The sequence below is a fragment of the Agromyces sp. NPDC056965 genome, from assembly GCF_042673425.1.
Classification (GTDB): Bacteria; Actinomycetota; Actinomycetes; order Actinomycetales; family Microbacteriaceae; genus Agromyces.
In genome coordinates, this window is the sequence record NZ_JBHURI010000050.1 from 18060 (window position 1) to 29920 (window position 11861).

14 protein-coding genes are annotated in these 11861 nt (G+C 69.1%); 4 read left to right on the forward strand and 10 right to left on the reverse strand.

Annotated elements, in window-relative coordinates; translation table 11 throughout:
• On the forward strand, window positions 1-564 hold the full coding sequence (locus ACFTQE_RS13470; protein WP_376925555.1) for a TetR family transcriptional regulator: 564 nt from the start codon (window positions 1-3) through the stop codon (window positions 562-564).
• A 12-nt stretch (window positions 565-576) separates the two neighbouring features.
• Here ACFTQE_RS13470 and ACFTQE_RS13475 read toward each other — a convergent pair whose 3' ends face one another.
• The 3 genes from ACFTQE_RS13475 to ACFTQE_RS13485 all read right to left on the reverse strand — a co-directional run bounded on the left by ACFTQE_RS13475 (window position 577) and on the right by ACFTQE_RS13485 (window position 1926).
• A complete protein-coding gene (locus tag ACFTQE_RS13475; RefSeq protein WP_376925556.1) occupies window positions 577-936 on the reverse strand; it encodes a DoxX family protein in 360 nt (119 codons plus the stop codon).
• Between the two features lie 58 nt (window positions 937-994).
• A complete protein-coding gene (locus ACFTQE_RS13480; RefSeq protein WP_376925557.1) occupies window positions 995-1354 on the reverse strand; it encodes a DoxX family protein in 360 nt (119 codons plus the stop codon).
• Window positions 1355-1494: 140 nt separating this feature from the next.
• A complete protein-coding gene (locus tag ACFTQE_RS13485) occupies window positions 1495-1926 on the reverse strand; it encodes a hypothetical protein (protein ID WP_375836440.1) in 432 nt (143 codons plus the stop codon).
• A gap of 86 nt (window positions 1927-2012) precedes the next feature.
• Between ACFTQE_RS13485 and ACFTQE_RS13490 the strand changes: the two genes are divergently transcribed.
• Window positions 2013-2519: an SRPBCC domain-containing protein gene (locus ACFTQE_RS13490; protein WP_376925558.1), complete on the forward strand. Its 507-nt coding sequence runs from the start codon at window positions 2013-2015 to the stop codon at window positions 2517-2519.
• 75 nt (window positions 2520-2594) lie between these two features.
• On the forward strand, window positions 2595-3692 hold the full coding sequence (locus tag ACFTQE_RS13495) for an AI-2E family transporter (protein WP_376925559.1): 1098 nt from the start codon (window positions 2595-2597) through the stop codon (window positions 3690-3692).
• A 6-nt stretch (window positions 3693-3698) separates the two neighbouring features.
• Here ACFTQE_RS13495 and ACFTQE_RS13500 read toward each other — a convergent pair whose 3' ends face one another.
• The 7 genes from ACFTQE_RS13500 to ACFTQE_RS13530 all read right to left on the reverse strand — a co-directional run bounded on the left by ACFTQE_RS13500 (window position 3699) and on the right by ACFTQE_RS13530 (window position 10571).
• Window positions 3699-4262, reverse strand: a complete 564-nt coding sequence (locus tag ACFTQE_RS13500; RefSeq protein ID WP_376925560.1) for a thioesterase family protein — start codon at window positions 4260-4262, stop codon at window positions 3699-3701.
• 103 nt (window positions 4263-4365) lie between these two features.
• A complete protein-coding gene (locus tag ACFTQE_RS13505) occupies window positions 4366-5010 on the reverse strand; it encodes a dihydrofolate reductase family protein (RefSeq protein ID WP_376925561.1) in 645 nt (214 codons plus the stop codon).
• A gap of 4 nt (window positions 5011-5014) precedes the next feature.
• The gene (locus ACFTQE_RS13510; protein WP_376925562.1) at window positions 5015-6148 is read right to left on the reverse strand and encodes a bifunctional 2-methylcitrate synthase/citrate synthase; all 1134 of its coding nucleotides are present in this window, start codon (window positions 6146-6148) and stop codon (window positions 5015-5017) included.
• Between the two features lie 68 nt (window positions 6149-6216).
• On the reverse strand, window positions 6217-7128 hold the full coding sequence (gene prpB, locus ACFTQE_RS13515; protein ID WP_376925563.1) for a methylisocitrate lyase: 912 nt from the start codon (window positions 7126-7128) through the stop codon (window positions 6217-6219).
• Window positions 7128-8666 (reverse strand): MmgE/PrpD family protein, encoded by a 1539-nt coding sequence (locus tag ACFTQE_RS13520; protein WP_376925564.1) that lies wholly within the window; start codon window positions 8664-8666, stop codon window positions 7128-7130. The genes prpB and ACFTQE_RS13520 overlap by 1 nt, the downstream gene beginning before the upstream one ends.
• A gap of 30 nt (window positions 8667-8696) precedes the next feature.
• Window positions 8697-9362 (reverse strand): GntR family transcriptional regulator, encoded by a 666-nt coding sequence (locus ACFTQE_RS13525; RefSeq protein ID WP_376925565.1) that lies wholly within the window; start codon window positions 9360-9362, stop codon window positions 8697-8699.
• Between the two features lie 84 nt (window positions 9363-9446).
• Entirely contained in the window at window positions 9447-10571 is a 1125-nt protein-coding gene (locus tag ACFTQE_RS13530) for an enoyl-CoA hydratase/isomerase family protein (RefSeq protein ID WP_376925566.1), read from the reverse strand.
• A gap of 65 nt (window positions 10572-10636) precedes the next feature.
• Here ACFTQE_RS13530 and ACFTQE_RS13535 point away from each other — a divergent pair, with 65 nt between their 5' ends.
• Window positions 10637-11275: a LysE family translocator gene (locus tag ACFTQE_RS13535; RefSeq protein ID WP_376925567.1), complete on the forward strand. Its 639-nt coding sequence runs from the start codon at window positions 10637-10639 to the stop codon at window positions 11273-11275.
• The last annotated feature ends 586 nt before the right edge of the window (window positions 11276-11861 follow it).

Sequence of the window (11861 nt, forward strand, 5' to 3'; positions counted from 1 at the left end):
ATGGCGACCTCGCGCACCGATTGGCTCGATGAAGGCCTCGACGTGCTCGCGCACGAGGGCGCCGATGGACTGCGCATCGATCGCCTCGCGAGCCGCCTCGGCGTCACCAAGGGCTCGTTCCACCATCACTTCGCCGGCGCAGCGGGCTACCGCGCAGCGCTGCTCGAGCACTACGAGCGCCTGACCCTGCAGGCGCTCGACGCCGCGGTCGGCGCTCGCAGCGAGCAGGGCACCCGGGCGACCCTCGAGTGGCTCGTGGAACTCGCGACCGACGAGCGGTCGTCGATCCGCCGCGCCGAGCTCGATCGAGCGGTGCGCGCGTGGGCCAACGCCGACCCCGAGGCGCGCGCGACCCAGGCGCGCATCGACGCCCGCGTGATCGAGCTGCTGCAGTCGGCCTGGCGCCCCGCGAGCGAATCGGATGCCGCGGCGCGCACGGCCGCGCTCGTGCCCTATCTCGTGTCGCTCGGAGCGGCCGTCACAGTGCCGCCGATCTCCGCGACGGAACTGCGGGCGGTCTACGAGCTCCTCCTCGGCGCGGTGCCCGGCAGCGGCCGCGACTGAGCCGCCGAACGCTCAGAGCACGAAGCAGTACAGCCCGACGGCGACGCAGATGACGAGCATGCCCGTGGCGTTCACGAAGAGGTTGCGCCCGAAGTCGCGTGCGGCGATGTGCATGCCGATCGCGACGACGAAGTAGGCGACGAGCGCCGCACAGGTGACGAGCCCGAGCCAGGGCACCCAGATGCCGAGGATGAGTCCGGCCGCCGCCGCGAACTTGATGGGCGCCAGCACCCACCACCATCGGCGCGGGAAGTGCACGTCGTCGAAGCACTTCGCGATGAACGGCAACGGGATCGCGCTCATCACGCCGTCGGCGAGCTGGATGAGGGCGAGGACCACCACCGGCCACACGGGGTCGGGCAGGCTCTCCATGCGGCATACCATACCGTATGGTATGCCGCACCGCATCCCTCAGCGGCGGCTGGACGGATCAGCCGAGCGCGACCCAGCCGACCCCCACGACCACGGCGACGATGCCGAGCACGAGGCTCGGAACGAACGCCTCCTTGCGCTTCACGTGCAGCGCGACGGCGAAGACCATGGTGATCGCGAGGGCGAAGGCCGCCACGGGCGTGAGCCACGGCAGGATGCCGGTCGCGGCGGGCAGCACGAGCCCGATCGCGCCGAGCACCTCGAGCAGTCCGATGGTCTTCAGCTGGCCGGCGCTCACGTCTTCGACCCAGGGCATGTTCGCGAGCACCGCCTCGCGCGACCTGGTGGCCTTCATGGCGCCGGCCATGGCGAACAGGAGGGCGAGCAGCCCGGTGACGATCCACAGTGCGATGAGCATTTGTTCTCCGAAGTCTTGGTTACTGTCAGTGCGTAACGCACGAACGGTGACTCTAACTCACGGAGGCCGCGCACTTCACCGTGCGTTACGCACCACGAGGTGCGTAACGGACACGGAGACGGAGACGGAGACGACCGGGTCTAGAAGACGAAGATCTGGCCGAGCACCATGATCGCGATCACGAAGAGCACGATCACCGCTCCGACGATCGCCACCGACTTCACCGAGAGCTTCGCGACGCCGAAGCCGACGAGGAACGGCAGTGAGAGCAGGAAGATCGTGACGATCCACCAGAAGAACTGGTAGCCGCCCTGCGTCGCCTCTGAGAGCCGACCGGCGAAGAGCTGCTGCGAGTGCGGGGTCGTCGCGAACGTGAACGCGGCCGAGAGGGGGATCGCGATGAGCGCGAACACGATGAGGCCGGCGAGGGCTCCCCAGAGCCCGGCCTTGTTGTTCTCGGGGTCGATGTCGAGCGCTTCTTCTCTCCCCGTCGACTGCCCGCCCGACGACGCCTTCACGCCCGACGATGCCTGCCCGCTCGACGCACGCTTGCGTCCCCCACTCGATCCCATGGCCACACTCTAGTGGGCGGCGCAGCGCTCTGGCGGTTGACGCGCAGCGGGATTAGCCTGAATTCACGAGCGAACGGGGGCCGATGATGACCGCGAGACCGACCGGGCACTACGTGCTGAAAGACGACGGCCTGTACCTCCAGTTCGACCGCCTCTTCTACGCCCCCATCGAAGACGTCTGGTTCAGCCTCACGAATCCGAACGCCATGCGCGCCTGGATCGGCACCTACACGGGCAGCCCGGCGACGGGCGGCGTGCGGTTCCGCATGGAGGCCGAGGGCGAAGGCGAGTGGCAGAACGTCTCGATCCTCGAGTGCGCGGCGCCGCACCGGTTCACGGCCGACTCGGGCCCCGGCCCGAACGGCATCCGGCTCTTCTGCCACCTCGTCGAAGGAGGCGGCATGACGACGCTCACGCTCGGCCAGCGGCTGCACGACCCGTCGGAGGCCGCCGACATGGGCCCCGGCTGGGACTACTACCTCGATCGGCTGGCGGCGGCACGAGCCGGCACGCCGCAACCCGAGTGGGAGACCTACTACCCGGCCTTCTCGCCGCACTACCGCGAACTCGCGGTTCCGGGCGGCGTGCGCTGAGCGCAGCGTGACGGCGACCGCGACGGTCCGAGGATGTCGCGTGCCCGCGGCATCCCGAACCCTAGACTGTGCCCCGTGAACTCGGCAGACCGACTGCGGCGACGCTCCGCAGAACCCGAAGTGCGACGAGGGCTCTTCGTGAACCACCCGTTCCGATGGGGCTTCATCGTCACCCTCGGCGTGCTGCTCGCGGTGCTGCTCGCCATCATGGTCGTGAACCTGCAGAGCGTGCTGATCTCGGTGTTCATCGCCGCCTTCGTGGCACTCGGCCTCGACCCGCTCATCCGCTGGTTCCAGCGCCGCGGCCTCCCGCGCGGCACGGCGATCGTGATCGTCATCATCCTCTTCGTCGCGGTCGTCGTGGGCATCATCTGGATCGTGGTGCCGCCCGTGATCGGCCAGGCGGTCTCCTTCGCCAAGGCGCTGCCGAGCGAGGTCAAGCAGCTGCAGGACTCGGGCTGGTTCGACCAGGTCAACGAGACGACGAACGGCCTGCTCTCGACCGTGGTCACCTGGATCAGCGGCATCCTCGCCGACCCGAACACCTGGGCGGCGATCGGCGGCGGCGCACTGCAGTTCGGCGCCTCGCTGCTCGACGGCATCTCGACGAGCGTGTTCGTCGTCGTGCTCTCCATCTACTTCATCGCGACCCTCGACACCACCAAACGCGCCTGCTACACGCTCGTCGCGGCGAGCCACCGCACCGAGGTCGAGGGCTACGCCGAGCGCATCATGCAGTCGATCGGCCGCTACCTCAGCGGCATGGTCGTGCTGGCGTTCGCCAACTCGGTCTTCTCGACCATCCTGCTCATCGCCGTCGGCGTGCCGTACGCCCTGTTCATCGGCGCGATGGCGTTCTTCATCACGTTGATCCCGCTCATCGGTACCGTCATCACCACCGTGATCATGACGATCATCTCGCTGCTCGTCTCGCCGGTCGCGGGCATCATCGTGCTCATCGCGATGCTCATCTACATGCAGATCGAGGCGTACATCCTCACGCCGAAGGTCATGGGCAAGGCGGTGCAGGTGCCCGGCACGATCGTGCTCATCTCGGCGCTCGCGGGCGGCACGCTCATGGGGCTGCTCGGCGCGCTCGTCGCGATTCCGATCTCGGCGGGCATCCTGCTCATCATCCGCGAGGTCGTCATCCCGCAGAAGGCGCGGAGCTAGGCCTGGTCAGGCCCAGATCGACGGCGCCGCCGCGCGAGTGGCGGGCAGTGCGACGTCCGCGCCCCAGCGCTCCATCCAGTCGGGGATCTCGTCGGCGCCCGAGACGCCGAGCACCTCGACGATCTCGGACATCGGCACCGTGCCGCCGCCCTTCTTGAGGAAGCGAGCGCGGATGAAGCCCTGCGCGTAGATCTCGAGCTCGCCGTCGGGGCCGGGGCGCACGTAGCGGTGCTCCACGTAGACGGCCTTGTCGTCGTGGCCGACGAGTCGCGACTCGATCGTGAACCGGTCCCAGAGCTGCAGGGACTTGCGGAACGTGACCGTCTCGCTCGCGACGACGGGGTACCAGTTCTTCTCGCGCATCGTCGCCCAGACGCCGTTGCGCACGAGCATGTCGAAGCGGGCGACATCCATGATCGAGAAGTAGACGCCGTTGTTCATGTGCCGGTTGATGTCGAGGTCGGTCGGCAGGGTGATGAAGTTCGTGCGGGCGACATCCCAGTGACCGAGGTCGGGCTTGCGCCGCGAGAGGAACAGCACGTGGAGCAGGGTGCGGAAGAACATGTGCATGATCCACGACTGTATGACGAAATCGTGGTGGATCATCCAACATTGACGGAAGCCACAGTCGAGCGACGGATGCCGCCGCTCTCGTTGTGCGAGCCCGCGATGGCTACTCGCCGGGAACGGCCGGCAACCGGTACCGCAGGTGCGTCGCCCGTGCGCCTTGAACGGCCGCGACCTGCTCGAGCTCCACGCGGTGGGGAGCCGAGTCGGGAAAGAGCCGGTCGCCGCCGCCCAGGAGCACCGGCACGATGTGGAGACGCGCCTCGTCGACGAGCCCGAGGGCGAGCGCCTGCCTCGCGACATCCGCACCGCCGATGACGCAGACGGATGCCGCACTCGCGGCCGCGCTCGCACGGGCGATCGCCTCGGCGACACCACCGGTGACGAACTCGTAGCGCGAGCCTCCGCGCACGTACGACTCGTGAGGCCGACTCGTGACGACGAAGCACGGGCGCCCTTGGAACACCGGCTCGTCGCCCCAGACGGCCTGCCGCACATCGAGCGTGCGGCGGCCGACCACGAATGCGCCGGTCGTCTCGTAGAGGTGCGACACGGCGTCGCGATCGACCTCCTCACCGACCTCGTCGACGACATCGTCGCGGTCGTCGCCGAGCGAACCGGAGAACACCGAGTCGTGCATCCACTCGTGCACGCGCTCCCCGTCGAGCCCGAACGGATGCTCGAGGCTCACACCCACCGCCGCGGTGAACCCGTCGACCGTCATCGTCATCTCGAGGAAGACGTGGGCCATCAGGTCAGCCCTTGACGGGCACGTGCCGCTCGTCGACGCCGTTGTAGACCGACAGCGGTCGGATGAGCGCGTTCGACGCCGCCTGCTCCATGATGTGCGCCGTCCAGCCGGTGATGCGACTGGCGACGAACAACGGCGTGAACGTCAGGGTGTCGAATCCCATCAGGTGGTAGGCCGGGCCCGCCGGGTAGTCGAGGTTCGGCTTGATGCCCTTGCGGTCGGCCATCGCCTGCTCGAGGCCGACGTACAGCTCGAGCAGGTCGGGCCGTTCGTAGTACTCGACCATGCGTTCCATCGCGTCGCGCATCGTGGGAACGCGGGAATCGCCGTTCTTGTAGACGCGGTGCCCGAAGCCCATGATCTTGCGCTTCTCGGCGAGTGCGGCGTCGAGCCAGGCCGCGGCGCGCTCGGCGCCGCCCGGGCCGGTGCCGATCTCGTCGAACGCGTGCATGACGGCCTCGTTGGCGCCGCCGTGCAGCGGGCCCTTGAGCGCGCCGATCGCACCCGTGACCGCCGAGTAGAGGTCGGCGAGCGTCGAGGTGATGACCCGCGCGGTGAACGTCGAGGCGTTGAACGAGTGCTCGGCGTAGAGGATCATCGACACGTCGAAGGCGCTCACGACCGGCAGCTCGGGCAGCTCGCCGAACGTCTGCCAGAGGAAGTTCGCCGAGAAGCCGAGGTCGCCGCGCGGTTCGACGAACTCGAGTTCGTGCCGCCGCCGCTGGTCGTAGGAGACGATCGACGGCAGCTTCGCGAGCAGGCGGATCGACTTGTCGAGGTTGGCCTCGACGCTGTCGTCGGGGGTCGTCGGGTCGCTCGCGCCGATCACCGAGACGGCGGTGCGCACGACGTCCATCGGGTGGGCCGTGAGCGGCAGCTCGTCGATGATGCGCTTCACCTCGTGGTCGAGGCCGCGGAGCGAGCGCTCGCGTTCCTCGAACTCGGCCAGCTGCACGTCGTCGGGCAGTTCGCCGTTCCACAGCAGGTAGGCGACCTCCTCGAACGTCGCGGAGGCCGCGAGTTCCTGCACCGGGTAGCCGCGGTAGAGCAGCGAGTTCGACTCGGGATTCACCTTCGAGATCGCGGTGTAATCGACCGGGACGCCGGCCAGGCCCTTGTAGATCTCCTGCTCAGCCACGGATGCTCCTTTGCGTTGACGGGGTCTGGTGATTCCCGGGCCCCGAGGCCCGGGTTCGGGACTCTCGGCTATTCGATCGGCGTATCGCCGACGGTGAAGTTGAAGATACTCGTATCGAAGCGGTTGTAGCCCTCGTAGTCGATGAGTTCGTAGAGATCGGCGCGGTGCTGCATCTCGTCGAGCTTGCCGACGAGCGAGCCCGTGGCCTCGATCTCGTCGAGCCCGCGCACCGCGGATCCCATCGCGAGGCGCAGCAGCGAGACCGGCCAGATGACGATGTTCATGCCGACGTCGGCGAGCTGCTGCACGGTGAACAGCTCGCTCTTGCCGAACTCCGTCATGTTCGCGAGGAGCGGTACGTCGACCGCGGCGCGGACCGCCTCGAACTCGGCGAGCGAACGCATCGCCTCGGGGAAGATGGCATCGGCACCGGCGTCGACGAGTGCCTTCGCCCGGTCGACCGCGGCGGCGAGCCCGTCGACCGCGGCGATGTCGGTTCGCGCCATGACGAGGAAGTTCGGGTCGCGGCGGGCGTCGACGGCGGCGCGGATGCGCTGCAGCGCGGTCGACTCGTCGACGACCTGCTTGCCGTCGAGGTGGCCGCACCGCTTCGGGTTGACCTGGTCCTCGATGTGGAGGCCGGCGAGGCCGGCGTCCTCCATCTCCTGCACGGTGCGGGCGACGTTCATCGGCTCGCCGAATCCGGTGTCGGCGTCGATGATCGCCGGCAGCTCGGTCATGCGGGTGATCTGCCGGCCGCGGCCCGCGACCTCGGTGAGCGTCGTGAGGCCGATGTCGGGCAGGCCCAGGTCGGCGCTCAGCACCGCGCCCGAGATGTAGACGCCCTCGAAGCCCTTCTGCTCGATGAGCCGCGCAGAGAGCGGGTTGAACGCGCCGGGGAACCGCATGATCTCGCCGGTGGCGAGCCGCTCGCGGAAGAGCCGGCGCTTCTCGGCGGGGGTGGTCGTGGAGTACAGCATCAGAACAGTCCCTCGGGGACCTCGACGCCCACGAGCGCGCCGGGCGCCACATTGAACGTGAGGCCGCCGAGCTCGTCGGGGCCGAGCTCGGGCAGGCGCTGCGCGACGTCGAGGAAGCGTTCGATCTCCTCGGGCGTCAGCGCCCACTCGGCGAGCGTGCGGAACTTCTGCACGTACTGCTCGCGGGCGAACGGCCGGGCGCCGAGCGGGTGCGCGTCGGCAACGGCGATCTCGTCGACGATCTCGCCGCCGTCGGCGAGCTTGATGACCACGCGGCCGCCGAACGCCTTCTCGGCGATGTCGTTCGAGTGGTAGCGGCGGGTCCATTCCTCGTCTTCGACGGTCGTGACCTTCTTCCACAGCTCGACGGTGTCGGGGCGGTGGGCGCGCTCGGGCGAGTACGACTCGGCGTGGTCCCACGAGCCGTCCTGCAGGGCGACGGTGAAGATGTACGGGATCGAGTGGTCGAGCGTCTCGCGCGAGGCATCCGGGTCGTACTTCTGGGGGTCGTTCGCCCCGGAGCCGATCACGTAGTGCGTGTGGTGCGAGGTGTGCAGGGTGATCGACTCGATGCGCGACGGGTCGTCGAGGATCAGCGGGTACTCGTCGTGGAGCTTGCGGGCGAGGTCGATCCACGCCTGCGCCTGGTACTCGGCCGAGTGCTCCTTCGTGTACGAGTCGAGGATCGCGCGCTTGGCCTCGCCGACCTCGGGCAGCGGCACCTCGTACGAGGCATCCGGCCCGTCGAGGAGCCAGGCGATGACGCCGTCCTCGCCCTCGTAGATCGGCACGGGGCTCGTCTGGCCGCGCATGGCGCGGTCGACCGCCTCGACGGCCATCTTGCCGGCGAACGCGGGGGCGTGCGCCTTCCACGTCGAGATCTCGCCCTTGCGGGACTGCCGCGTCGCGGTCGTCGTGTGCAGCGCCTGCCCGATGGCCTGGAAGATCGTCTCCTGGTCGAGGCCGAGCAGCGTGCCGATGCCGGCCGCGGCCGACGGGCCGAGGTGGGCCACGTGGTCGATCTTGTGCTTGTGGAGCGAGATCGCCTTCACGAGGTCGATCTGGATCTCGTAGCCCGTCGCGATACCGCGCACGACGTCGCGACCCGTGAGGCCGCGGTTCGCGGCGAGGTGCTGGGCGACGGCGACGATCGGGGGGATGTTGTCGCCGGGGTGCGAGTACTCCGCTGCGAGGAAGGTGTCGTGGAAGTCGAGTTCGCGCACGGCCACGCCGTTGGCCCATGCGGCCCACTCGGGGCTCGTGCGGCGTGCGGCATCCGCACCGAAGACGGTCGCTCCGTCGCCGCCGATCGAGACGGGGTGGGCGAGCGCCTGGCTGCGCGCCGAGACGACGGGACCGCGCGCGATCGAGGCGGCCGCGACGGCCGCGTTGTCGATCACCCGGTTCACCACCATGTCGACGACGTCGTCGTCGAGCTCGACCGGGTCGGTCGCGACGCTCGCGAGCTTCCAGGCGAGCTGGCCCTCGCGGGCGAGGTTCTCGTCGCTGCGGTGCGTGCGAAGGTGGTGGAGGTGCATGGGGTGGACCTTTCTGAACTGTTCCAACGGTCAGGCTACGCGGTGCCCGTCGGGCTGACGAGACTCGATGGATGCGAGTGCGTGACGAAGACTCATGTGCAGGTGCACGTGACTGGCATGGGCGGCGAGCGAGGCGTCGCCCGCGATGATCGCCTCGACGATCAGGAGGTGCTCGGATGCCGCGGCGCGGAGCCGCTCGGGATTGTGGCGGGCGAGTCGCCGCACTCGAGCGGAGTGCAGGCGCGCGCTGCGCAGCGCCGCGACGAGCATCGGGTTGGCGGTCGCCGCATCGATCTCCTCGTCGAGCGCGTCGACGGTGTCGTAGTAGGTGCGCAGGCCCTCGTCGCCGCCGTCGAGCAGTTCGGGCGCTGCGGCGAGTCGGTCGTGGAGCGCGGTGAACCGGGCCGGGTCGCGCCGGGTCGCCGCGAGCCGAGCCGCCTGCTCCTCGAGCGCCTCGCGCAGTTCGTACAGCGAGGTGATGCTCGCGGGCGAGAGCTCGCTCACCTGCAGCACCCGGGCGGAGGCGGCGGTCGCGAGGCCGTCGGCCTCGAGGCGGGCGAGGGCTTCGCGCACCGGCGTGCGCGAGACGCCGAGCCGGTTCGCCTGCTCGACCTCGGCGAGCGCGGTGCCCGGCGCGAGCACGCCGTCGAGGATCTCCTCGCGGAGCACCTGATATGCGCGTTCGCTGGCTCTCATGCTCACCCCTCCCCCACTTATGTATACGCTGCGGCGGAGGAATGCGCAAACTATCGCTCAGTGCGCACTGGATGTATACAAACGCTAGGCGGGCCAAACCGGGTCGAACCGCGCCTCGTCGATCACGCGCGCCGCGAGGCCCGGATCGACCTCGGCGAGCGTCGACGGGTTCCAGCGCGGGTTGCGGTCCTTGTCGATGACCTGGGCGCGGATCCCCTCGCGCAGGTCGTGCTGCTCGATGAACCACGAGACGAGGCGGAACTCCTGCTCGAGGGCGTCTTCGAGGCTCCGCAGCGTGCGAGCGCGACGCACCGATTCGAGCGTCACGGTGAGCGCGGTCGGCGAGAGCGTCTCGAGCTCGTCGGCGGCAGCGGCGGCGTAGGCGGTGGCGCCGGGGTCGAGCGGATGCTGCGGGAACGAACTCGACGGCGCACTCTCCAGGTGCGCAGTCGCTCGCCCCTCGGCGAAGGCGCGCAGGCGCTCGATGATCTCGCCGACCGTCGGCGCCGAGTAGCAGGCGTCGACCCAGTCGCGGGCGAGCGCGAGGGCCGACGGACCGGGCGTCTCGTCGAACAGCATGACGATCTCGGCGGGGCTGCCGGGGTCGGCGCGTTCGGCGAGCGCCTGGATGACGTGCGGCAGCCGCTCGGAGGGCACGAACGAATCGGCGAAGCCGGCGTGGATCGCGTCGGCCGCGTCCATCGTGCGCGAGTTGAGCGCGAGGTGCACGCCGAGCTCGCCCGGCGCCTTGGCGAGCAGCCAGCTGCCGCCGACATCGGGGGTGAAGCCGATGCGGGTCTCGGGCATCGCGATGCGCGAGCGCTCGGTGACGATGCGGATCGAGGCGTGACCGGCGAGGCCGATGCCACCGCCCATCGTGATGCCGTCCATGAGCGCGACGACGGGCTTCGGGTAGCGCTCGATCATCGCGTCGAGCCGGTACTCGGCGCGGAAGAACTGCCGCGCCTCGGCATGGTCGTCGTTCGAGGCGTACGTGTAGAGCTCGCGGATGTCACCGCCCGCGCAGAAGCCGCGCTCCCCCGCGCCGTCGAGCACGACGACGCCGACCTCGGAGTCGTTTCGCCAGAGTTCGAAGATCGCGGTGAGCTCGAGGATCATCTCGTAGCTCAGCGCGTTCAGCGCCTGCGGACGGTCGAGCGTGACGTGGCCGACACCGTCGGCGACGCTCGCGGAGATGTGGTCGCTCACGAGTGCCACCGTATCGGGTGGGTTCGGGACCCGCGAGCGCGGAGCGTGCGGAGTAGCATGCGGGGATGGTCCCCATGGAGAACCTCTGGGCATTCGTCGTCGCGTCGGTCGTGCTCATCGTCATCCCCGGCCCGAGCGTGCTGTTCGTCATCGGGCGCTCGCTCGCGCTCGGGCGGCTCGGCGGCCTGCTCAGCGTGATCGGCAACGCGCTCGGCATGGTGCCGCTCGTCGCCGCCGTGGCCCTCGGGGTCGGCGCGATCGTCGCCCAGTCGGTCGTGCTCTTCACGATCATCAAGTTCGCGGGCGCCGCCTACCTCGTCTACCTCGGCGTACAGGCCATCAGGCACCGAGCGGATGCCGCGGCATCCGCCGACGGCGAGGCCGCGCCGCGCTCGCACTGGCGCCAGCTCGGCGAGGGGTTCGTCGTCGGCGTCACGAACCCGAAGACGATCGCGTTCTTCGTCGCCGTGCTGCCGCAGTTCGTCTCGTTCTCGGCGGGGTCGATCCCGTTGCAGCTCTTCGAGCTCGGCGTGGTCTTCATCGTGCTCGCGCTGCTCTGCGATTCGGTGTGGGCGCTGGCCGCGAGCGCTGCGCGGGGCTGGTTCGCCCGCTCCCCCAAGCGCCTCGAGCACCTCTCCGCCACCGGCGGAGTCATGATGATCGGCCTCGGCGGGGTGCTCGCGCTCAGCGGCAACAAGCACTGAGCACGGCGATACGGCACCGGCGTCGAGCGCGCACCGCAGTTCCCGGCGCGACCGGCAGCACCGGTGCGGAAACCGCACGCGCACCGCGCCGGGCGCCGAGGGCAGAGGGGTCGCCGCTCCGGCTGGTTCGACGAACCACTCGCCGACTGACGCCTGACGCTTGCTTGCTTGCTTGCTTGCTGGCTTGCTGGCTTGCTTGCTTGCTTGCTTGCTTGCGTGCTTGCTTGCTTGCTTGCTTGCTTGCTTGCTTGCTTGCTTGCTTGCTTGCTTGCTTGCGTGCTTGCTTGCTTGCTTGCTTGCTTGCTGAGGACATCTCATCCGAAGCCGCACATGTTCGCCAGGATCTGTGTGTCAGTTCCCCCTCATCGCATCCGAGGTGAGCTCGTCGAAAACCGTCGGGCACACTCTCGCATTGGACCCGCACGACGCATGCCAGGTTCCCCTCATCGCTGAGTGGGAACTGGCATTTCCCGTACGGGAAGACGAGTCGGCCGAGAGAGCGACCCGACACGGGAAGACGAGTGGGCCGCGAGGGCGCCGTACCGAGCTCGCCCCCACGGGATCTCGATACGGCCGCCGCGCGGCC

What these genes read in the sequence shown, in the direction of transcription:
- prpB (WP_376925563.1), bottom strand. Translation starts at nt 7,128, where the DNA reads ATGCTGTACTCCACGACCACCCCCGCCGAGAAGCGCCGGCTCTTCCGC.
- ACFTQE_RS13485 (WP_375836440.1), bottom strand. Translation starts at nt 1,926, where the DNA reads ATGGGATCGAGTGGGGGACGCAAGCGTGCGTCGAGCGGGCAGGCATCG.
- ACFTQE_RS13520 (WP_376925564.1), bottom strand. Translation starts at nt 8,666, where the DNA reads ATGCACCTCCACCACCTTCGCACGCACCGCAGCGACGAGAACCTCGCC.
- ACFTQE_RS13480 (WP_376925557.1), bottom strand. Translation starts at nt 1,354, where the DNA reads ATGCTCATCGCACTGTGGATCGTCACCGGGCTGCTCGCCCTCCTGTTC.
- ACFTQE_RS13505 (WP_376925561.1), bottom strand. Translation starts at nt 5,010, where the DNA reads ATGGCCCACGTCTTCCTCGAGATGACGATGACGGTCGACGGGTTCACC.
- ACFTQE_RS13525 (WP_376925565.1), bottom strand. Translation starts at nt 9,362, where the DNA reads ATGAGAGCCAGCGAACGCGCATATCAGGTGCTCCGCGAGGAGATCCTC.
- ACFTQE_RS13500 (WP_376925560.1), bottom strand. Translation starts at nt 4,262, where the DNA reads ATGCACATGTTCTTCCGCACCCTGCTCCACGTGCTGTTCCTCTCGCGG.
- ACFTQE_RS13475 (WP_376925556.1), bottom strand. Translation starts at nt 936, where the DNA reads ATGGAGAGCCTGCCCGACCCCGTGTGGCCGGTGGTGGTCCTCGCCCTC.
- ACFTQE_RS13490 (WP_376925558.1), top strand. Translation starts at nt 2,013, where the DNA reads ATGACCGCGAGACCGACCGGGCACTACGTGCTGAAAGACGACGGCCTG.
- ACFTQE_RS13535 (WP_376925567.1), top strand. Translation starts at nt 10,637, where the DNA reads ATGGTCCCCATGGAGAACCTCTGGGCATTCGTCGTCGCGTCGGTCGTG.
- ACFTQE_RS13470 (WP_376925555.1), top strand. Translation starts at nt 1, where the DNA reads ATGGCGACCTCGCGCACCGATTGGCTCGATGAAGGCCTCGACGTGCTC.